We start from the raw sequence: 21592 nt of genomic DNA on the forward strand, positions 1-21592 counted from the left end.
TTCCTTTATGTCATCAGGTAAAGAGGGTGGAGACTCCCCCCATCCTCTTTCTGTTACCTGTGAACTTTTCACCGTATGTTTACTGGTTTATCCAGTTTTTTTACTTGGCCTTATCGGCTCTTTTTTTCTTATCATCCAGCACAGCACCGGCAAGTCCTGCTGCTAGGAGACCTGCAACGAGGCTTGCGACGCTTTCTTCTGATCCTGTATTTGGTAATGTACCTTCGGAAACTGGAGCAGACGAAACTGCTGGCGCCTGAGCTATTTTCTCAACTGCCTTCCCTTCTGAAACGATTCCTTTCTGACTGACAGGTTCCACTCCAACAGATGACTTAGAAGTTTCTGCTGGCTCTGGTCTTTCTGAGACATAAGGACGTTCGGGGCTCGGAAGCGGTTGTGGTTCTGGCTGTGGCTGCAGCTCTGGTTGTGGAGTGTCTGGAAGCACTTCTTTCGTGCCCACCTCTGTGATTTCTGCCACTGGATCTAGCTCTACAAAGGCATCCAGTTCCTTCCGGCTTTCCACACCATTTTCTTGAGAGACCTCCACTAAGCGCAATTTGCGGCCTTTTTGACCTTCTTGAACCACACGTTTCTCACCTTTTGGAAGATCCACATTTGGACGTTCTAGGCGTTCAAAGTCCATCTCTTCTGGCTCAATCACCAACTCTGGCTTGGTATGGACCAGATTCTTAACTCCTTCTTCAGGAATGGCTGAACCTGTAGGTGCTTTTGCGGAGAGAGAAAGTTGATATACTTTTTCGAGCTTGCCGTCTTCTGAGATAACCTTGACAAGAACAGGGGCGTTGGCTCCTTTAGCATCCACGACGGTAACAGCTGTGCCATTCTTGCCAAGTGCTGAAACGATTGGACGTTCTCCCTCATACTCTAGATGATAATCTGTCACATCTGGGTTAAATCCTTCTAGGTCTTTGCCATTCACTTGAATGGTGACGTCTGTTGTCGCCTGAGCCTCTTCCGTTGGGGCATAGGCGCTCAATTCAATGATTCCGATACCTTTAAGATTTTCATCACGAACCATTCTTAAACGGATGGCTTTGGTTCTAGTTTCATTGAAGCTGAGGTTAGAGATGTAGCCAGCCTCAAAGTCATAATCCAAGCTATAAGGTATTTCTTCCCAGTTAGAAGTCTGGTTAAATGGATGATCCGGAAGATTCTTCAGATTGCCATAATCATCCGGAACATCAAAGTCTGGACCAATATAGCGTTCAAGAACAGTTTTCGTTGGCAGACCTGTTTCCTGATCTGCAAAGAAGTCGACTGCTACTTTATTGACTAAACGCTCTGTTACTTGACCATTTTTCTTGAAGATGAGACCGGCAAACACTTCTGTTTGATCTGGTTCTCTCTTCCAGTTGGTCCAACGATAGTACTCGTTGTAGCCACCATCGTTGATGTAATCGATATAGTCGATTTGGTTTGGATCGAGATCATTGGTTTCACTGGCAAAGGCTCTGGTATCCTCTGCATTGTAGTCACGGTTCACAGAGAGGATTTCTCCTGTCTTTTCTGACACCCGGACGGTCAGCTGAGCCGTCAGATCATAGCCAATGACTTTTCCTTCTAGCGTGAAGCTGCCTTCATGAGAAAGCGCATCAGCTGGTACAGCTTGCCAGTCCACGGTCAGTTCTTTGCGGTCATAACCTGTATCTCCTTTGAAGAAGACACCTACTGTAGATGGTAAAACCAGATTTTGACCGACTTTCACAAAACGGCGACCTGCTTCCACTGCTACTGGAGCAGATTGTTTCAGTTTTTCTGCATCACTTGTGAGATGGAGACGGTATTCTTGTAAGATGGTGCCATCTTCTGCTTTGTGGATGACGCGGATTGGCTCTCCTTCATGGACGCTTGGCACAACCGTTGCAAGACCGTGACGGCTAGCTGTCGCTTCCACTTGTGGATAAGCCCGATCATGTGCATCGATGTAGTAATCTGTCACACTTGGGTTGACACCTGGCAAGACATCGCCATTAACACGAATGGTCAGCTGACTCTTTTCTTCTGCTGCAACCTTATTGGCAAAGATCTGAATTTCTGAAATAGAACTTCCACGTTTACCTTCTGGTGTCTTCATACGGATCCGAACGGCATAGGTGTCAACTTTATCAAAATTGAAATGATTCATCTTACCAGCTGCTACTCGTTCTTCAACGGTTAGGTGGCTGACCTCTTTCCAGTTAGCTGGATTGTTAAATGGATGGTCTGTTTCGTCTTTGACCCGATTTGGATTGCTTGGAACAGTTGGGATTTGTTCCCCTGTATAGTACTCAATCACATATTCACTTGGAGCCCCAACACCGTGGTCTTCGTGGAAACCAACATGGAGGTTGTCCACTGCACGCTTGGTCAAGATACCAGAGTCCCCAAACAAGATACCGACAGAATCTTCCGCATTGTCACGGCCCCAGTTGGTCCAACGGTTAGCTGGAGCATCGGTAAAGGAGATGACCTTATCATTGACCTTAGCAACTGGATCTGCATCGTTAGAATCGCTTGCAAAAGCGAGTGGCAAGACTGATCCTGTCCATTGTTCTGCTACGTTGGCTCCCTTGACTGTGGTGCTAGAAACACGAATATGAAGATGTGTTGGAAGATCCGTTCCTTCTACACGACCGGAGAGGACAACTTCTCCTTCTTGGGCCAAGAGTTGCGGATCGACCGCATCCCAGGCTACCTTAGCAGCATAGGTCTTACCATTGGAGTGATAGGTCCGCACGCTTTCTGGAAGTGCTGGTTTTTCACCGACTGGAGTGGTGGTGCTGACTTCTTCTACAGCGATAATGCCTTCAACGGTGACTTGGGCTTGGGCTTCTTTTTCCACACCCTCTACCTGACCTGTGACAGTAAAGCTATGGTAATCCTTGACTTGGTCTGCTGTTACGACATCCCAGGTCACGCGTTTTTCTTTCGGGAATCCCTTATCATACTCAACCAAGACTGTCTCTGGAAGAGCTGGCAAAACGTTTCGATCGGTGCTGATCCGTACAGGACGTACCTTGACAACTGTCTTTTCTTCTGGATTTGGAGTGATGGTAAATGTTAATTCTCCTGTTTGTCCTTGGAAGCTGGCTTCTAAATGAACCAATCCTGCTTCCCGCAGTTCCAAACCTTTCTTGCTTGCGACTGCTTTTCCTTGACTACCGGTTGCCGTTACCACATCGATTTGATCCGCTTGGAGACTAGCCACACTGCCATCTTGGTAATGAGCTAGGACATCAAGTGTGACTGTTTGGTCTTCCTTGAGTTCTTGCCCTTCTGACAGACGCAATTCTAAACGCTGGATCTGTGGACTTTCTTCTTGGAATTGGACCACATAGGTCTGTACAGCTCCCGTATCCTTAGCAGTCACATAGATTTGAGCCTTCAAACCATTTTCTCGATTGGCTTGTAGGACTGTCACTTGAGCATTTTCTGCACTCGCTGTAACTTGACCTGGTTCTTGACCATAAGCCAGCGAACGGAAAATGGTATGGTTACCACTACCAAATTTTGGAAGAGCTACTCCATCTAGCTGAACCGTTGGTTTCTTAGCCTTGGCTACATCTCCTCCTGTAACCACTAGTGTTGCTTGAACCGTTTCCCCATTGCCTAATATTCCTGTCGCTTTCAAGCGTGCTCCTGGTGTGGACAACTGATCTTCTTGACCAGCTTCCAAGGTCCATTGATCAACTTCATAGCTAACTGTTCGACCATCTGTGAAGACCAATTGCACAGTCTTATCCACTGTCGCTAGGTCTGCTCCCTGTGGGATTTGTTTGATAACTGGAAGGACTTGTTCCACGCCGATCACATCAACCAGAGCTTCGACCGTGCGTCCTTGAACATGACCTGTCACACGAACTTGGCCTGCACGACTATAGTCTGCTTTGTCCCACTCAACGGCTTCTTCTTGGGCCTTGCCATCGCTATAGACCACATTGACCTTACTTGGTAAAGCTGGCTCTTCTCCCAGATAAGCGCTTTGTCGAACGGGTTCTACACCCAATACGGTGCGTTCCGCTTGGTCCTTCTTACCTGTAAAGAGGCTGACTTGGTCTGATTGCAAGCGGTCTGAGTCTGCATAAAGAGTAAAGGATCCTGCCTGCTCAGCTGATTTGACAATGACCACCCCTTTGCCGTTAAAGGCTTTGCGTTTCCACGAGCCATCTGCCTGTGCTTTGTAGCGCTCACGGCTGGCTTGTTCTCCGTTGTCGACACCGACAATTTGGCCCTGTCCATGTAAATGGAAATGCACCACATTATTGGCAGTTGGCACGACACGGCCTTCTTCATCAACAATTTCATAGGTAATATAGGTCAAATCCTTACCGTCTGCTGCAATCGCATGTTCTTCTTTCAACAAGCGAACACCTGCAGCCTTGCCGGCTGTTTCGACTTGATCTTTCGCAATCACGTCGCCCGCTTCATTGCGCGCAATGGCTTCCACCTTACCTGGTACATAAGGAACCAACCACTCTAGATAGAGTTCATCCGGATTTGCCCCTTCCTGATAGGTCCGGCCATCAGCTGTGGTCTTCTTGGTAAAGGTCTTCACTCCTTGTGATTCCCCATTGACAATCAATTCCACACTGTGGGCATTGGAGAAGGTCCGAACAGGAATCCGACCTTCTTCATCCATGACACGATTGGCCAATTCTGGGTTGTCCCAGTTCCAATGTGGCAAGAGATGCACCATCGGATGCTTTTCAGCCGATACCCATTGGCTTTGGTAGAGGTAAAAATCATTCTTTGGAAGACCTGCCGTATCGACAATACCGAAGTAAGAACTTTTCACAGGTGTGTCATTTTGGTTGTGCCATGGTGTTGGCTCACCGATATAGTCTGTACCAGTCCAGATAAATTGCCCTGCATAGCCAGCATGATCGCGGTCAAAGGTCCAAGAGGCTGTCGCTGTCCGACCCCAACCAACCCGGTCATTGCCGTAGTCTGATTGTTCATAGTGGCGATCTTCTTGGTTGCTTCCGACCCATTCTCTTTCAGGGTGGTAGTAAGAGCCCCGTGTCCGCGTCGCAGAAGAGGTTTCAGAACCATAAATGAGCCAGTTTGGGTGTTTCGCTCGAAGGCTTTCATAGTTGGCTTCTGAATAGTTAATTCCAACTGCATCGAGCTCTGCCGCTACCTTTTCATGCCCTCCTGATCCATCACCAAAGCGGAATTTATCAGCTCCCATGGTGACATAGCGAGTTGCATCCACTTCCTTGATGGTCTTGACCAACCGACGAACGGTTGCGACAGACTTATCAGATCCATCTGCTTCACCGACTTCGTTACCGATTGACCACATGACAATGGCTGGATTGTTCTTACCCCGCTCTACCATGGTCCGTAGATCGTAATCTGACCAAGTATCCCCTTTCCGAGCTTCTGGGTGAGTGGCGTCCTTTTCAAAGAAACGACCGTAATCGTATTGTTTCTTGCCTCCATACCAAGTATCAAAAGCTTCTTCTTGGACCATCAAGCCCAACTCGGCAGCAATTTTTAATGTTTGTTCACTCGCTGGGTTGTGGGTCGTCCGGATAGCATTGACCCCCATGTCCTTCATCTGTTTGAGGCGGCGGTACTCAGCCTTGTAATTTTCCTCAGCACCAAGAGCCCCGTGGTCATGGTGAAGGGAAACACCGTGGAATTTCGTAGCCACCCCATTGAGGAAGAAGCCACCTTCTGGCGTCCAGTTCAGATAGCGATAACCAAAACGTTCCTTTTGCACATCCACCAACTGTGAATCCCGATAAACCCGCGTATACAAAGTATAAAGAGCTGGATGATCCGTTTTCACATCCCAGAGGGTCGGTTTTTCAACATGAAGGGTATGTGAGAGGTTGATTCCTTGACCAGCTAAAACAGATTGCGCCTCACTGCGCGTTTTTTCGCTCACCATTTGGCCATTTTGATCGACAATTTCATATTCCGCATAAATACTATGAGCTTGATCATCCTGGTTGACAATGTGGCTCTTCACCACAGTATCCACTGCCCCACCTTGCTGTTTTTCCAACTGAGGGGTCGTAATCGTAGTCCCATACTGCGCCAAATGAACCTTGTCCGTTACACTCAGCTTAACATCCCGGTAAATCCCACTACCAGAATACCAACGGCTACTTGGTTGTTGATTGACCACATGAACGGCGATGGTATTTTCACTTCCATCTGCGTTCAAATAAGGGGTAATATCATAAGAAAAGGCATTGTAGCCATTTGGGTAATGACCGACAAATTGTCCATTTACATAGACTTTGGAATCCATGTAAACCCCGCCAAATTCCAAGCGGACCTTCTTATCTAAATCTTTGTCATCCAAACGGAAGGTCTTACGATACCAAGCATCCCCACCGTTCAATTGCCCCCCTTCATTTTGAGCAGGAGAGTTGTGATCGAAATCAAAGAAAATAGACCAGTCATGAGGAAGATCTAATTTTTTCCAATCCTTGACATCCACTTGACGCCCTTCTGCACCAGGAGCCGCATTCAATTTAAAATACCAATCTTTATTAAAATCACGTTCTCGATCTTGCACAATATCCTCCGCTACACGATTTTGATCTGGAGCAGCTGCTGCTTCCGTTCCTGTAGCACGCTCAGATGAAGTAGAAACGGGTTGACCATCGTCTTGAGACGCTGGTTTTTCCTCAGCTCTGGTAGGGGTAATGACAGCTGGAGCTTCCGAAACTCTTGCAACAGCTTCAGGAACTTCCGTTCCTGATTTTTCCGTCACAACACTTGGTGTCTCAATCGAAGTCGGCTCACTTTCGAGGGCTGGCTTTTCTTCCGCATGAACCCTTGAAAGCCCAAAGGCAGAAAGCCCAATCACAACAGAACAAGCTCCAACAGAGAGCTTCCGAATACTAAACACAGGACGCTTTTCAAAAAAAGACTTTCCCATAAGAACCTCCTCTTAGGTTTAACAATTAAATTTGTAAGCGCTTTCTTATACCTGCGAGCGCTTACAGAAAATCACATATTAACTATACCAAAAAAATAGGAGCGATAGGCCTCGATTTCGCTCCAACTATAGTTAGATTAAGAATTCCTTTAATTAGTGGAAATCTCCTACGAACCAAAAAAATAGAAGCCAAAGGCTTCTATTTTTTATGATCTTATAATCCTGGTTCTTGACCAAGTTCAGCAGCCACCATCCAAATGTTCTTTTCAAGTTCTGCTTTAGCCCCAACAAAGATATCGTTAGTTACATCGTCACCTTCAGCATCAGTGACATCCAATGCTTTTTGGTAAAGGCCATCAATGTAATGGAAGATTTCAAGAACACGTGTCAAGCTTTCTTCTACATTTTTTGTAAATGCTCCACGGCGTTCTTCAATATTGCTGTGTTCCAAAAATTCAGTCATGCTAGAATAAGGAGCGCCACCAAGAGTGATCAAGCGTTCGCTCACTTCATCCAAGGTTGCATCCAAGCTGTCCATGTATTCATCCATTTTTGGATGCCAAACCATAAAGCCACGTCCACGCATATACCAGTGTACTTGGTGAAGGGCAATATGAGCCACGTAGAGATCTGCTACGACTTGGTTCAAGAGGGCTTTTGTTTCTGGAAGAGTTTCTTTATTAGATGGTGCAAAAGTTGCTACATCAGTAGCTGCTTCATGTTTCATAGTTGTCATATCATTTCTCCTTTTTTATAATGATTCTAATTAATTATGTCTTTATTATATGCTTTCTCCATCAGAAAGTCAAGATATAAGATTTAAAAAGATCATTCCAAAGCTGGAATAGTTGTCAATTACTGGAAGATACGATAGAATGAAGAGGACTAATCGAAAGGCATAACCAATGAAATATATCTTTACCTTCCTGATCTCCATGGTTCCCCTCGTTGAGTTGCGTGGGGCCATCCCTTTTGCCATTGCAAATGGCATTCCCTTATGGACAGCGCTCCTCATTGGAGTGATCGGAAACCTTCTCCCTGTCCCTCTGATCTTCTTTTTCGCCCGCCATATTCTCACCTGGGGCGCAAAGAAACCAATTATCGGAGACTTTTTTAGCTGGTGTCTCAGTAAGGGACATAGAGGCGGCCAGAAATTGGAGAAAGCCGCGGGTGACAAAGGAATCTTCTGGGCCCTATTGCTCTTCGTTGGAATTCCTCTTCCGGGGACTGGGGCTTGGACTGGGGCCCTTGCAGCTTCTATCCTTGACTGGGACTTCAAACGCAGTAGCCTGGCCGTCATGCTCGGAGTAATCCTAGCCGGCCTCATCATGGGAACTCTTTCCCTGCTTTTAGGAATCGATACCTTTGCACATTAACCAAAAGACTGAAGCATCGACTTCAGTTTTTGCATACAAAAAAGAGGCTTCAGTTCCTCTAAGAGTATAGACAAACTGTTTTTTTACAAATCTAATAAATTCTATAAAACAAAAAAATTTATTTATTAGAATTATTCAGTCATCTACTAAAACTTTCCGCTGTGAGAAAAGTGCTAGAAACAATCATGTTTCTAGCACTCGGGAGTTTTGGAACCTTAGGTCCAAAACTAAGTCATGGAACTTCTTTGAAGTTCGCTGACGTCCGTACTCACCTAAGGAAAGTTATTTAGATGACTTTATCTTACAAAAAAAGAGGTTCCCATCGAAACCTCTTATTTTTTTATTCTTAGTTGTTAAGAGCTGCTGCCATTGTAGCTGCAACTTCTGATTCAAAGTCGTTAGCTGCTTTTTCGATACCTTCACCAACTTCAAAGCGAGCAAACTCAACTACTGAAGCATTTACTGATTCAAGGTAAGCTTCCACTGTCTTGCTGTCATCCATGATGTAAACTTGTGCAAGAAGAGTGTAAGCTTGGTCAACTTTAGTGTTGTCAAGCATGAAGCGATCCATTTTACCTGGGATGATTTTATCCCAGATTTTTTCTGGTTTACCTTCAGCTGCCAATTCAGCTTTGATATCTTCTTCAGCTTGAGCGACAACTTCGTCAGTCAATTGAGCTTTAGATCCATACTTCAAGTGTGGAAGGGCTGGTTTACCAACCATTGCACGACTTTCGTTATCTTGGTCGATGACGTGGTTCAATTGTGCCAATTCATCTTTCACGAATTGCTCATCCAATTCTTTGTATGAAAGAACAGTTGGTTTCATTGCAGCGATGTGCATTGAGATTTGTTTAGCAAGTGCTTCGTCTCCACCTTCGATTACAGAGATAACACCGATACGTCCACCGTTGTGTTGGTAAGCACCGAAGTGTTGTGCATCTGTTTTTTCAAGCAAAGCAAAACGACGGAATGAAATCTTTTCACCGATTGTAGCTGTTGCAGATACATATGCAGCTTCAAGAGTTTCACCTGAAGGCATTGTCAACGCAAGAGCTTCTTCATTGCTAGCTGGTTTACCTTCAGCGATCACTTTCGCTGTTGCGTTCACCAATTCAACGAATTGAGCGTTTTTCGCAACGAAGTCAGTTTCAGCATTCACTTCAACAACTGCTGCAACATTACCGTCTACATAAACACCAGTCAAACCTTCAGCGGCAACACGGTCAGCTTTCTTAGCTGCTTTAGCCATACCTTTTTCGCGAAGCAATTCGATCGCTTTTTCGATATCGCCTTCCACTTCAACCAATGCCTTTTTAGCGTCCATGACACCAGCACCAGATTTTTCACGCAATTCTTTTACAAGCTTAGCTGTAATTTCTGCCATTTTTGTTCTCCTATATTTTTTTAATAAAAGAAGAGGGTCGGGCTGAGCCCTGCCCTCTTAGGTTCGTTACTTATTGAATGAAATTAAGCGTTGTCGCCTTCTACAACTTCAACGATTTCTTCGATTGAATCAGCTTGGCTTTCAGTAGCTGCCAATTCAGCTTCTACTGTAGCAACACTGTCTTCACCTTGACGACCTTCGATAACAGCATCAGCCATTTTCGCAGTGATCAATTTAACAGCGCGGATAGCGTCATCGTTCGCTGGGATGATAACATCGATGTCATCTGGGTCAGTGTTTGTGTCGACCATCGCTACAACTGGGATACCCAATTTCTTAGCTTCTTTAACAGCGATTTGTTCTTTATGTGGATCCACAACGTACATTACGTCTGGAATACGAGGCATGTCTTCGATACCGCCCAAGAATTTTTCAAGACGAGCGCGTTGTTTGTTCAACAATGCAACTTCTTTCTTAGGAAGAACTTCGAAAGTTCCATCTTCTTCCATGCGTTTGATTTCTTTCAAACGAGCGATACGTTTTTGGATTGTTCCCCAGTTAGTAAGAGTTCCACCCAACCAACGGTGGTTGATGAAATATTGACCTGAACGAACAGCTTCTTCAGCAACAGCATCAGCAGCTTGTTTCTTAGTACCTACGAACAAGATCACTGCATCGTTTGCAGCTGCATCACGCATGAAGTCGTATGCTTGGTCTGCATATTTTACAGTTTGTTGCAAGTCGATCACGTGGATTCCGTTACGTTCAGTGAAGATGTACTTAGCCATCTTAGGGTTCCAGCGACGAGTTTGGTGACCGAAGTGTACACCAGCCTCAAGAAGTTGTTTCATTGAAATTACTGCCATGAGTAGTTTCTCCTTTTTTGTTTTTTTCTCCTCTCTCAGACGTCAACTTGCAGCACGACCACAAGGGCAACGGTGCCACAATGGATCCGAGATGAGTATTTGCTGTCTTAGACAACTCTATAAGTATAGCAGAAATCCCTAGAATTCGCAAGCTATTTGAGAGATTTTTTCAGCATTCTTCATCTGTAATGATTTGAAGGAAAAAGTTTTTCTTGACCTATCTTGTTTTTTAGGTTACAATATTATATGTTACGGCGGTATAGCCAAGTGGTAAGGCACGGCTCTGCAAAAGCTTGATCGTCGGTTCAAATCCGTCTACCGCCTTGATAATAAAATTTTTTATCATCTTTTATCTTTTAAAAATTCCCCTAGCAATAGGGGATTTTTTGTTTCCGTTTGCTCCATTCCTTGATTATTGATATAATAAAACCTCGCCTGATCGGCGAAGCACATTAGAAAGGGTCATTATGAAAAACATTCGTTTCTTTACGATCGGCCTTCTTTCACTAGTAACACTAGCAGCTTGCTTACCTGCCAATTCTGCGCAACAAGCAAAAACAGCTTCTAGTTCTAGAAAACCGATCAAACAATCTTCAACCAAAAAATCATCTAGTAAACCGTCGAGCACTTCTTCAGACAGCACTAGCTCAGATGATTTTTCAGATCGCTTCAGCTTGGATCCAGATGATGGCGCGTCTCTCCAATATGTACCAGGAGCCGCATCCATTCCTGAGATCGAAAAGCTCAAGAACCTCCACCCTACCACTGGTTTTGTATTAAGAACCGAAGATGGACAAGAGGTTGGTGGGCCAAAAGAAAGAAGCAGTTACGATGACGTAGTTGCAGCCTTTGGTCAATCCGTAAGTAGTACAGACAGTGCGAATCCTGGCGATGGGGTCAATGTTTGGGCAACAGACAATGGCGATATCATGGCTTTCTTCCGTAATAATGTGTTAACAGATATCACCTTCCGACTAAGAGGGGGCGATGCCAACCACCAGTCTACTGGCAGCATTTCCAAATCCGATACACCAAAAACAGCTCTCGAGCGTCTCGGAAAACCCTATGCCATTATGCGTTCAGAAAATGGGACTAGCTATGTCTATAAAGATAGCAACGGAGATGAATCTAGCTTCTCTACACAAGGAAATAAGATCTTCAATGTTACGTCTGCTGCAGAAACCAAGCAGTTAAAAAAGATCACAGGTCTGGATAAAAATCAATAACGATCTATACAAAGAGGCTGGGACAAAAGTCCTAGCCTCTTAATTGTTTTTGGATTGTCGAGCAAGACGCAGTGGTTGAGTGCTCAAAGCACTGCTTTGAGGTGGTGGATAGAACTTGCGAAGCAAGTATCCTAAGTCTTTGTTCGCTTTTTAAGCTTCAAAAATACCCTATGTTGACGGAAACTATGTTTCCTTTATCTGCAACTTTCAACAGTCTCCCAGACTGTTGAAGCTGTCCCACTCTCTCTTTCTTACAATTCAGCAATTTGGTTCAAATTCACTTCTGCAACCGTATCGTTACCGAACATAGAAATGACCATTTTGACCTTGTTGTTATCAATTTCAGTGATCTTACCAGTATAGTCTGTGAAGGCACCGTCGATGATACGAACTGTATCGCCCACTTTGACATCCAAATCAAACTCTTGAACAGTTTGACCCATAGAGAGCAAGATACTGCGGATTTCTTCTTCCAACAATGGAGTTGGTTTTGAACGGTTTCCGTGGGATCCAACGAAACCAGTAACGTTCGGGGTATTCCGGACAACAAACCAAGCTTCATCTGTCATGACCATTTCGACCAAGACATAACCTGGGAAGCGGTTTTCTTCGATTTCTTTTGTTTTACCGTTTTTCTCAACTTGTACGGTTTGAGTTGGAATCTCTACGCGCAAGATGTTTTCTAACATATTGTAAGTTTGCGCACGTTGCAAAAGATTCTCTTTTACCTTGTTTTCATATCCTGAGTAGGTTTGTAGTACAAACCAGCCTTTATCAAAACTGTCCATTTGGGCATCCTTTCTTTCTGTTTAGCCTGCTCGAGCTTTTGTGAACACACTAAAAAAAGCCTCTTGGCTTTCCTTTTCCTAGCTTCATTATACCACATTTTGCCGGAATGCAAAGAGGTTTGCTGATTTATTTTTAAGAAAAGACCATAAAAGCAGGACCCTTGGGATCCCGCCTGGCTTCTTTTCTTAAAAGAAATTGATCATGTGCAATAGGCCACGTGCAATGACTTTGTCGAACAAATAAATCAATGCAACAAAGAAAGCGGTGTACTCAATCACTGAGATAAAGTTTTTCCATCTTTCCTTGCGATTTGGCCAAGTTGTATCTTTTAGTAAGACGAAAATATCTTTAATGAATTTCACAACTCTCTCCTATCGTGTTTCTTTATGGATGGTATACTTGCTGCAATGTTTGCAGAATTTATTGACTTCTAGACGTGTTGGTTTTGGCGTCCCACTCAACTTAATGGAGTAATTGCGTGACCCACAAACCGTACACGCTAGACTTGCTTTTTTTAATGCCATAACGCCTCCGTTCACCCCATTATAGCAAGTTTTCCACGTTTTGACAAGGACAGAAAATCTACTGTTAATAAAAAAGCAAATCTAAAGCGTTATCACTCTAGTTTTTTCCTCATTTTTGGTAAAATAAAACAAAAGGAGACGAATATGAAAAGTGATAACTTAAAAGAAAGTAGAAATATCGAAGACCGTCGAGGGCAAAGCTACTCCCAGTCTTCAGGCAACAGTAACCTTGGCGGGGGCATTTTACAGATTTTGCTATCGCCTGGTAGCTTCAAGAGTAAGATCATCATCATCCTTCTCATGGTCCTTCTAGGAGGGGGAGCTAGCCTTGGGGGCCTCTTTGGAAATGGGACTTCACAACCTTACCAGTCCACCCAAGTCACGCGCACCAACAAGACCCATGTCGATGATGCAGACGCCCAGTTCGTCAGCAAAGTCCTTGGGACAACAGAAGATCATTGGCACAAGGTCTTTCAAGCAGAAGGACGGACCTACCAGGAGCCCAAACTAGTCTTCTATACCGGACGGACAAAGACAGGCTGTGGGGTTGGGCAAGCATCGGCTGGCCCCTTCTACTGTCCAACCGATAAGAAAATTTATTTGGATATGAGTTTCTACAAGGAATTGACCACCAAATACAAGGCTAGTGGTGACTTTGCCATGGCCTACGTCATCGCCCACGAAGTCGGCCATCACGTACAAAATGAGCTGGGAATCCTTGGCAAATACCACCGGATGCAGCAAGGACTTTCTGAAAAGGAACGAAATGCCATCAGCGTCCGCATCGAGCTGCAAGCAGATTACCTAGCAGGTGTCTGGGCCCGCTCCATTCAAGACCGAAACCTTTTGGATATCGGTGATATCGAAGAAGCTATGAATGCGGCCCATGCAGTCGGTGACGACACTCTCCAGGAGCAAGCATACGGCTACTCGGTGCCAGATAGCTTTACCCACGGGACTTCGGAGCAACGCATGCGCTGGTTCAAACGGGGCTACCAGTACGGGGATCTCCAACACGGCGATACCTTTAGCTTGTCAGATAGTGAACTTTAAACAAAGATCTATTCAGAAATACTTCTGAATAGATCTTTTAGAATATAGACAAATTGCATTTTACATAAAACAACCTAAGTGACGTTGAAAAATTAAAATAATTAATACTATTAGGATCATTTCAACAGAAACTTTCCGCCGTGAGAAAAGTGCTAGAAATAGGATTGTTTCTAGCACTCGGGAGTTTTGGAACCTTAGGTCCAAAACTAAGTCATGGAACTTCTTCGAAGTTCGCTGACGTCCGTACTCACCTAAGGAAAGTTGCTAAGATGACTTTATCTTCAATCTGCAAAAAACGATTCAGAAGAATTTCTGAATCGTTTTTTTGATTAGAAACCAAGCCAACCTTTGAAAGTATCCCAAGCATTTTTCGCTTTTCCTGGAATATCGGCCTCGTCGATTGCTTTTTTCGCATCATCGACCATATTCGACGCCTTTTCTTTGACATCCTCAAAGAAACCTTTGTCTTCTTTGCTGTCTGTTTCTGTCGTTTCTTCTCCGACTGGCGCAATGCCATTTTCAGCATAAGAGTTCTTCACCGAATCAAACTGGGTACCGTCTGTATAAGGCAGGACACTGTTGGCAACATTGCGGAAGATCTCTGACGCCGTTCCGGCACTACTATCGGTCAGGTAATGACCTTCATCGGTCGTTGGGAAACCAAGCCATTGACTGATGACCACATCTGGCGTGTAGCCGATCACCCATTGGTCTCCAGAGAGGTCCTTGTTAAAGCTGGTCTCTGTCGTACCGGTTTTCCCTGCCATGGTATAGCCATAAGGCGCAGCATTGACCCCTGTACCATTACTGAAGGTTCCCAGCATCATGTTGGTCATCTTATCCGTTGTGGATCCACTAAGCACCCGGGTTGATTTCTGACTGTGGCTCTTGACCACTTGGCCACTGGCATTTTCGATCTTGGTAATGAGGTGGGCATCATTCATGACCCCGCCATTGGCAAAGGTTCCATAGGCTTGGGCCATCTGCATCGGATTGGTTGTCACACCAGCTCCCAAGGCAACAGCAAGCGACTTGTCCACCTTGTCCATGTTGAGACCGAATTTTTTTCCGTACTCAAAGACCGTATTGAGGCCCAATTCATTAGCGGTCGCTACTGCTGGAAGGTTGAGAGATTCTGCCAAGGCCTGGTACATCGGTACCGTTGGGCTCGACTGGATTCCCGCGTAGTTATTGACTTCATAACTTCCGTATTGGGTGGTACTATTATCCAGTTCCTTATTGGTCGACCAACCTTCTGCAACAGCTGGGCTATAGACCACTAAAGGTTTGATGGTCGATCCCGGACTACGAGCAGCTTGGGTGGCATAGTTGTAGGTTCGAAATCCTGGATTTTCATCGCTACCGACACGACCTACGAGAGCCCGAACCCCACCAGTCTTAGGATCAAGGGCCACACTACCGGACTCTGCGCGCGTGCCGTCTTCCGCTACTGGGAAGAGGGCTGTATTGTCATAGATTACCTGCATGCTTGCTTGGTAATTTTGATCCAGCTCGGTGTAGATCCGGTAGCCATTTTTGACAATATCTTCTTCGGTGAGACCGTATTCGTTGACCGCTTCATTGATGACCGCATCAAAATAGGATGGGTAGCGGTAGTCCTCTGACTTGCCTTCATAGGCATCGACTAGCTGGCCATGGATATCAACAGCAGCAGATTGATCGGCTGTTGCCTGGTCAATATAGCCGGCCGCTACCATATTTTGAAGGACCGTATTGCGGCGGTTGGTCGCATTCTCTACTGAATAGAGCGGGTTATAGATCTCCGGTCCCTTGAGCATGCCTGCGAGAACCGCTGACTGATCTAGGCTTAATTGACTGGCTGAAACCCCAAAATACTTCTTGGAAGCATCCTCAATTCCCCAAACCCCATTTCCAAAATAGGCATTGTTGAGGTACATGGTGAGGATCTCTTTTTTACTGTATTTCTTATTGATTTCAAGTGCCAGGAAGAATTCCTTGGCCTTGCGCTCCACCGTCTGATCCTGGGACAGATAAGCATTTTTAGCTAGCTGCTGGGTGATGGTCGATCCACCACCTGAGCGACCCAAAGTCAAAATTGCTAAGAAGAAGCGACCATAGTTGATCCCACTATTCTTGTAAAAGCTCCGGTCCTCTGTTGCGACCACGGCATTTTGCAGATTCTCACTAATGGCATCGAGTTCGACGTAGGTTCCTTTTTGTCCGGTCAAACTTCCAGCCTGGTCCCCATTCTTATCATAGATAATAGTCGTGGCCTTCAGTGCATTCTGCAAATCCTTGACGTTGGTCGTCTTTGCGAGATAGAAGAGATAGCCCCCTGTCAAGAGACTAAAGCCTAATCCAATGATCAGGAGAATCTTGGTCAAATGGAATCGGCGCCAAAAACGACGGAAGGGGTGCTGAGAGAGAGGCTTGCTTCTGTGCTTGCCTGAGCGACTATAAGTTGGCTCCACTGTCTCTTCCGGCAATTCCGTGTTGGGCACTTCTTCTGCCACCGCTTTGGGCGGATGATCCTTTCTAAAAAAAGTGATCAGGTTTTCAAATAATTCTTTTATTCTATTCATACCTGTTATTGTAACACCTTATCCTTGTCCTAGCAAGAAAAGATAGCTCCTCGCTATTTCTCATTTAGTTTTCTTTAAGCTTAGATTTTGCTACAATAGGGTCATGAACTATCAATTTACCATTCCAGAATCCTTTCCCCAAATGACTGTGAAAGAGCTCCTTGAAGACTACTTCCTCATCCCCCGTAAGATCCGGCATTTTTTACGAGTCAAAAAACACGTCTTGGTGAATAGAGAGACCATCAACTGGCAAAGCCCCGTTCAAAAAGGAGACCAGATCCAGCTGATCTTTGACGCAGACGATTACCCTGAAAAAGAGCTCCTTGAAGGAGACCCCAGTCTCGTCGAAGAACTCTATCAGGATGAGCACGTCATCATCGTCAATAAGCCCGAAGGCATGAAAACCCATGCCAACGAACCGATGGAAATTGCTCTTCTCAACCATGTTTCCAGCTATGTTGGATCCACCTGCTACGTCGTGCACCGGTTAGATAAGGAAACCAGCGGAGCGATTCTATTTGCCAAGAATCCTTTTATTCTGCCTATACTCAACCGAATTTTGGAAGATAAAAAAATCCAACGCGAGTACTGGGCCTTGATCCAAGGAAATTTAGCGCAAAAGACCATCATCTACAAGGATAAAATCGGACGTGATCGCCACGATCGGCGCAAGCGCCTGGTCGATCCACGCAAGGGACAGTACGCAGAAACCCAGGTGACGCAACTGAAAAAAATCGGGCGAAACAGCCTGGTCAAATGCCAGCTCAAGACGGGGCGTACCCATCAGATCCGGGTTCATCTCTCCCATCATGGGCACCCGATTGTCGGGGATCCTCTCTATAACCCTGAACGCGGAGAGCGACTCATGCTCCATGCCCATCGCTTGACCTTCACCAATCCATTAACGCTTGAAACCATACAAGTTGAGGCGCCTTCCAAGAGTTTTGAAGAAGGATTGAAAGATTGAAAAAAGAAGCCTATGGCTTCTTTTCTTTGTTATTGATAGCGAGGAGTTGCAAATCCACGAATATTACCATGTCCAATCCGATAGGTATTGCGACGGACTTGGTTGTTGGAGTTTCCTTCAATGGTATGAATGATCCCATTTGAGACGCTCTCAACAATTCCGATGTGATCCGCAAAACCATTATTTTGCTGGCTATTTTGATCCCAGTTAAAAGTGATGATGTCCCCTGCTTTTGGTGTAGTGGTCCCATCTTCATTCCAAATGCCCAAACGTTTGAAGATCTGAATGTGACGTTCGACTCCACATTCACGACCAATCAAACCACTCAAGCCCTCACGCTGGAAGACTGTTGTGACAAAGATATCACACCAATCATCGGTCGTCTTCACTGCATAACCTACAGGAAGTGGTTTGACACTGTTGTAATCATTGACCAATTGATGGTGAGCTGCAGTTCCGCCACGAACACCAACTAAACTAGCTGCTGCCCGTAAGACACGGTCCCGTTGCCCATTCGTTACACGAGGACTAAAAGCAGTTTGATCTACTGTCGCACGAGGATGAAGGGCTGTTTGACCGAGGTTAAAGCCTTCAACGCCACCATCGACATAGTCCACATAGACGTGAGTCGTATAGTTGCCTGATTGGTACTGGTGATTGGCTGTAGAAACCTGCACTTCTGTGTGCATACCAGAAGGTGCTGTTGAATACCAGAAGAGATTTTCCTGATGAGCTTGAGACCACGCAGCGACACGGATGTTCTTAATCTGACGACCTTGAGGCGCTTGATCCACCGTTACTGTATAAGTTCCAGCACCAGAATTGACATTCTTGATAGAAGCTTGAGTCTTGGTCTTGGCATTTCGGAACTCCACTTCTGTAGTCGTTGTACCAGCACCCACACGAGAACCATCATTTTGAATGTAGTAAAGATGAACATGGTACTTACCAGTAGAGTTCTTGTGATCGCTTGCTTTAACAGATACCTTGTAGTCTCCGTTCGCTTGACGAGTCGCTTCATACCAGCGGATATCGTCTTGGCCGTCCTTATCCGACCAAGTTGGAACTTGAACGGTCCGCACACCTTTAGGGCTGTAGACATCCTTGATAATGACGTCAAAGGTACCTGTATCCTTGTTATTGTTTTGGATTAGGATCGTACCAGAACGGCGGGCTTGACGCACTTCTGTCGTAGTCTCTGTGATGTAGTTCCGTTTGTCAGCTTGATCTACATAATAAACATGGACATTGTATTTACCATCCTCATTTTTATGGTCTGAGGCTTTGATGGTTGCTCGGTAGCTGCCATCACTTTGACGGACTGCTTTGTGCCATACTAGATCATCTTGCCAGTTCTTGTCTGACCAGGTTGGGATCAAGACTTCCTTCAAGCCATTTGGAGCTACTATATTGCGAATTACTGCATCAAACGTGCCTGTTTCAACATTATTATTTTCAATTGTTAAAGTACCACTTGGTTTTACGTGGTGTACTTCTGTCGTAGTCTCTGTGATGTAGTTCCGTTTGTCAGCTTGATCTACATAATAAACATGGACATTGTATTTACCATCCTCATTTTTATGGTCTGAGGCTTTGATGGTTGCTCGGTAGCTGCCATCACTTTGACGGACTGCTTTATGCCATACTAGATCATCTTGCCAGTTCTTGTCGGACCAGGTTGGGATCAAGACTTCCTTCAAGCCATTTGGAGCTACTACATTGCGAATTACTGCATCAAATGTGCCCGTCTCGACATTATTATTTTCAATCGTTAAAGTACCACTTGGTTTTATGTGGTGTACTTCTGTCGTAGTCTCTGTGATGTAGTTCCGTTTGTCAGCTTGATCCACATAATAAACATGGACATTGTATTTACCATCCTCATTTTTATGGTCTGAGGCTTTGATGGTTGCTCGGTAGCTGCCGTCACTTTGACGGACTGCTTTGTGCCATACTAGATCATCTTGCCAGTTCTTGTCGGACCAAGTTGGAACCAAGACTTCCTTCAAGCCATTTGGAGCTACTACATTGCGAATTACTGCATCAAACGTGCCTGTTTCAACATTATTATTTTCAATTGTTAGCGTGCCACTTGGCTTCTCTACTTTCTCAACCGGCAAACTATTATCTTCTGATTCTACCACTCGTGCGCGTGCGCCATATGGAGCGCGACTAGCTACCACAGCTGGTGCTGGATGCTCTGTTGCACCCTTCTCGCTAGTGACCTGCTCAGAAGACGGGGTATCACTAATAGTTGGTGTGATAGGTGCTGTCTCTGTTAGAACGGTATTTTCTGTCTGAACACCTTTCTCAACTCCCACTCCTTCGTTCACAGTATTCTGCGCTTCTGATGAAGTTATTGTTTTTGCAACGACAGCTGATGTATTTTCTGGTGTTTGATCGGACGCCTGTTGCTCATCGGCTTTGACTTGTTGTGTCGAAAAAGCTAACAAAACAGCTGTCCCAGCATAAAAAATAAGATCTTTCTTTTTCATGTATCTTCCCTTGCATTTTTTTATACGGATTCTACCCACATAGTAGTATTATAGCACAAACCGTCAGATCACGAAACAACTTCATTAGAAGATTTCATACTTAATCTAAAGAAAAAAGAAGGCCAATTTGGCCTTCTGATCAGCTTACGCAAAAATTGAGAAGAAAGGTGCTCCGAGCTTGTTATCCATCGGATCCTTACTCTTAATAGAGTGAAGATAATTGATGGAGTACCAGCCGTTGTTGCCGCTATTATATGGATCGCGTACATAGGTTCTACCATTATCATAGCCATGCAAGACCAACTCATGGGTATAAGGATCGCTAGTAAATTGGCTATTGCCTACCGCAGCAAGTACATGCTTGCCAGCCATGAGGGCTTCTGCAATACCTCCAGCTCCGTTAACCAATTGACTCTTCAAGCCCCAGTTACGAGTAGCAGATACAATCCCATCTGCATCCGTTCCTGCTTCACCTTTGTTAAATGAATCAGTATTGTTGTAAAGATAATCAGCCACTGTTGTTGGCAAAATCGTTCTGCCAAGGATATCTGTGAAGGTCATAGCAAGAGAGGTTGGCACACAACCTGACTGATCGACATTGCTCACACCATACCACTTCCCAGCCCAACGAGGGTCTCGTTGAGAATAATAGGTTGTTTGTGGATTCACCTTTTGATTCCGTGGAGACAAGGCCGTTTGACCCAGGTTAAAACCTTCAACTCCTCCATCTTTGTAGTCCACATAGACGTGAGTCGTGTAGTTGCCTGCTTCATTACCGTGATTATTGGCAGAGACTGTGATCTCTGTGTGCATACCTGTTGGGGTTGCGGAATACCAGTAAAGATTTTCTTGATGAGCTTTAGACCAAGCAGCGACACGAATGTTCTTAATCTGACGACCTTGAGGCGCTTGATCTACAGCTACTGTATAAGTCCCGTTCGTTGCATTGACATTCTTGATAGACGCTTGGGTTTTGGTCATGGCATTTCTAACTTCCACATCTGTGGTTGTTGTACCAACACCAATCCGAGAACCATCATTTTGGATGTAATAAAGGTGAACATGGTATTTTCCAGTTGAGTTCTTGTGGTCACTCGCTTTGACAGATACCTTGTAATCTCCGTTCGCTTGACGAGTCGCTTCATACCAACGGATATCATCTTGACCGTCCTTATCAGACCAAGTTGGGACTTGAACAGTTCGTACGCCTTTAGGGCTGTAGACATCCTTGATAATGACGTCAAAGGTCCCTGTATCCTTGTTGTTATTTTGGATTAAGAGAGTACCAGAACGACGGGCTTGACGCACTTCTGTAGTAGATTCTGTGATATAACTCCGTTTGTTATTTTGATCTACATAGTAAACATGGACATTGTATTTGCCATCATCATTTTTATGATCTGAGGCTTTGATGGTAGCTCGGTAGCTGCCGTCACTTTGACGA

General features: G+C 45.0%; 14 protein-coding genes and 1 tRNA gene. 5 read left to right on the forward strand and 10 right to left on the reverse strand.

What is annotated here, in order from left to right; genetic code table 11:
• Positions 1–100: 100 nt before the first annotated feature.
• Together ACVC7Q_RS09655 and ACVC7Q_RS09660 are read right to left on the reverse strand one after the other, a co-directional pair.
• Positions 101–6901: an Ig-like domain-containing protein gene (locus ACVC7Q_RS09655; RefSeq protein WP_447265691.1), complete on the reverse strand. Its 6801-nt coding sequence runs from the start codon at positions 6899–6901 to the stop codon at positions 101–103.
• 214 nt (positions 6902–7115) lie between these two features.
• Positions 7116–7637: a Dps family protein gene (locus ACVC7Q_RS09660; RefSeq protein WP_447265692.1), complete on the reverse strand. Its 522-nt coding sequence runs from the start codon at positions 7635–7637 to the stop codon at positions 7116–7118.
• 169 nt (positions 7638–7806) lie between these two features.
• Between ACVC7Q_RS09660 and ACVC7Q_RS09665 the strand changes: the two genes are divergently transcribed.
• Positions 7807–8277: a COG2426 family protein gene (locus ACVC7Q_RS09665; protein WP_447265693.1), complete on the forward strand. Its 471-nt coding sequence runs from the start codon at positions 7807–7809 to the stop codon at positions 8275–8277.
• 346 nt (positions 8278–8623) lie between these two features.
• Here ACVC7Q_RS09665 and tsf read toward each other — a convergent pair whose 3' ends face one another.
• Both tsf and rpsB read right to left on the reverse strand, forming a co-directional pair.
• The gene (tsf, locus tag ACVC7Q_RS09670; protein WP_049492557.1) at positions 8624–9664 is read right to left on the reverse strand and encodes a translation elongation factor Ts; all 1041 of its coding nucleotides are present in this window, start codon (positions 9662–9664) and stop codon (positions 8624–8626) included.
• A gap of 83 nt (positions 9665–9747) precedes the next feature.
• Positions 9748–10530 carry a 30S ribosomal protein S2 gene (gene rpsB / locus ACVC7Q_RS09675; protein ID WP_049506885.1) on the reverse strand — a complete coding sequence of 261 codons (783 nt, stop codon included), beginning with the start codon at positions 10528–10530 and terminating at the stop codon, positions 9748–9750.
• A gap of 253 nt (positions 10531–10783) precedes the next feature.
• Between rpsB and ACVC7Q_RS09680 the strand changes: the two genes are divergently transcribed.
• Together ACVC7Q_RS09680 and ACVC7Q_RS09685 are read left to right on the forward strand one after the other, a co-directional pair.
• Positions 10784–10854 (forward strand) — tRNA-Cys (locus ACVC7Q_RS09680).
• A gap of 143 nt (positions 10855–10997) precedes the next feature.
• Entirely contained in the window at positions 10998–11756 is a 759-nt protein-coding gene (locus tag ACVC7Q_RS09685) for a hypothetical protein (RefSeq protein ID WP_447265694.1), read from the forward strand.
• 251 nt (positions 11757–12007) lie between these two features.
• On the opposite strand, the gene nusG is transcribed toward ACVC7Q_RS09685, so the two are convergent.
• The 3 genes from nusG to rpmG all read right to left on the reverse strand — a co-directional run bounded on the left by nusG (position 12008) and on the right by rpmG (position 13069).
• Positions 12008–12544 (reverse strand): transcription termination/antitermination protein NusG, encoded by a 537-nt coding sequence (gene nusG, locus ACVC7Q_RS09690; protein WP_003002077.1) that lies wholly within the window; start codon positions 12542–12544, stop codon positions 12008–12010.
• A gap of 186 nt (positions 12545–12730) precedes the next feature.
• Complete coding sequence (gene secE, locus ACVC7Q_RS09695; RefSeq protein WP_003002261.1) at positions 12731–12907, reverse strand: preprotein translocase subunit SecE; 177 nt, start codon at positions 12905–12907, stop codon at positions 12731–12733.
• 9 nt (positions 12908–12916) lie between these two features.
• Positions 12917–13069: a 50S ribosomal protein L33 gene (gene rpmG / locus ACVC7Q_RS09700; RefSeq protein WP_003009043.1), complete on the reverse strand. Its 153-nt coding sequence runs from the start codon at positions 13067–13069 to the stop codon at positions 12917–12919.
• Positions 13070–13213: 144 nt separating this feature from the next.
• Between rpmG and ypfJ the strand changes: the two genes are divergently transcribed.
• Entirely contained in the window at positions 13214–14122 is a 909-nt protein-coding gene (gene ypfJ, locus ACVC7Q_RS09705; protein WP_049483800.1) for a KPN_02809 family neutral zinc metallopeptidase, read from the forward strand.
• Positions 14123–14451: 329 nt separating this feature from the next.
• Here ypfJ and pbp2a read toward each other — a convergent pair whose 3' ends face one another.
• Positions 14452–16686: a penicillin-binding protein PBP2A gene (gene pbp2a / locus ACVC7Q_RS09710; protein ID WP_214259991.1), complete on the reverse strand. Its 2235-nt coding sequence runs from the start codon at positions 16684–16686 to the stop codon at positions 14452–14454.
• Between the two features lie 103 nt (positions 16687–16789).
• On the opposite strand from pbp2a, the gene ACVC7Q_RS09715 reads away from it, so the two are divergent.
• Complete coding sequence (locus ACVC7Q_RS09715) at positions 16790–17653, forward strand: RluA family pseudouridine synthase (protein ID WP_447265695.1); 864 nt, start codon at positions 16790–16792, stop codon at positions 17651–17653.
• A 29-nt stretch (positions 17654–17682) separates the two neighbouring features.
• On the opposite strand, the gene ACVC7Q_RS09720 is transcribed toward ACVC7Q_RS09715, so the two are convergent.
• Both ACVC7Q_RS09720 and ACVC7Q_RS09725 read right to left on the reverse strand, forming a co-directional pair.
• The gene (locus ACVC7Q_RS09720) at positions 17683–20148 is read right to left on the reverse strand and encodes a GBS Bsp-like repeat-containing protein (protein ID WP_447265696.1); all 2466 of its coding nucleotides are present in this window, start codon (positions 20146–20148) and stop codon (positions 17683–17685) included.
• A gap of 144 nt (positions 20149–20292) precedes the next feature.
• The coding region (locus ACVC7Q_RS09725) for a GBS Bsp-like repeat-containing protein (protein ID WP_447265697.1) at positions 20293–21592 on the reverse strand (1300 nt) is incomplete at its 5' end.

This window comes from Streptococcus sp. W151 (assembly GCF_053010205.1).

What these genes read in the sequence shown, in the direction of transcription:
- ACVC7Q_RS09655 (WP_447265691.1), bottom strand. Translation starts at nt 6,901, where the DNA reads ATGGGAAAGTCTTTTTTTGAAAAGCGTCCTGTGTTTAGTATTCGGAAG.
- ACVC7Q_RS09660 (WP_447265692.1), bottom strand. Translation starts at nt 7,637, where the DNA reads ATGACAACTATGAAACATGAAGCAGCTACTGATGTAGCAACTTTTGCA.
- ACVC7Q_RS09665 (WP_447265693.1), top strand. Translation starts at nt 7,807, where the DNA reads ATGAAATATATCTTTACCTTCCTGATCTCCATGGTTCCCCTCGTTGAG.
- tsf (WP_049492557.1), bottom strand. Translation starts at nt 9,664, where the DNA reads ATGGCAGAAATTACAGCTAAGCTTGTAAAAGAATTGCGTGAAAAATCT.
- rpsB (WP_049506885.1), bottom strand. Translation starts at nt 10,530, where the DNA reads ATGGCAGTAATTTCAATGAAACAACTTCTTGAGGCTGGTGTACACTTC.
- ACVC7Q_RS09685 (WP_447265694.1), top strand. Translation starts at nt 10,998, where the DNA reads ATGAAAAACATTCGTTTCTTTACGATCGGCCTTCTTTCACTAGTAACA.
- nusG (WP_003002077.1), bottom strand. Translation starts at nt 12,544, where the DNA reads ATGGACAGTTTTGATAAAGGCTGGTTTGTACTACAAACCTACTCAGGA.
- rpmG (WP_003009043.1), bottom strand. Translation starts at nt 13,069, where the DNA reads ATGGCATTAAAAAAAGCAAGTCTAGCGTGTACGGTTTGTGGGTCACGC.
- ypfJ (WP_049483800.1), top strand. Translation starts at nt 13,214, where the DNA reads ATGAAAAGTGATAACTTAAAAGAAAGTAGAAATATCGAAGACCGTCGA.
- pbp2a (WP_214259991.1), bottom strand. Translation starts at nt 16,686, where the DNA reads ATGAATAGAATAAAAGAATTATTTGAAAACCTGATCACTTTTTTTAGA.
- ACVC7Q_RS09715 (WP_447265695.1), top strand. Translation starts at nt 16,790, where the DNA reads ATGAACTATCAATTTACCATTCCAGAATCCTTTCCCCAAATGACTGTG.
- ACVC7Q_RS09720 (WP_447265696.1), bottom strand. Translation starts at nt 20,148, where the DNA reads ATGAAAAAGAAAGATCTTATTTTTTATGCTGGGACAGCTGTTTTGTTA.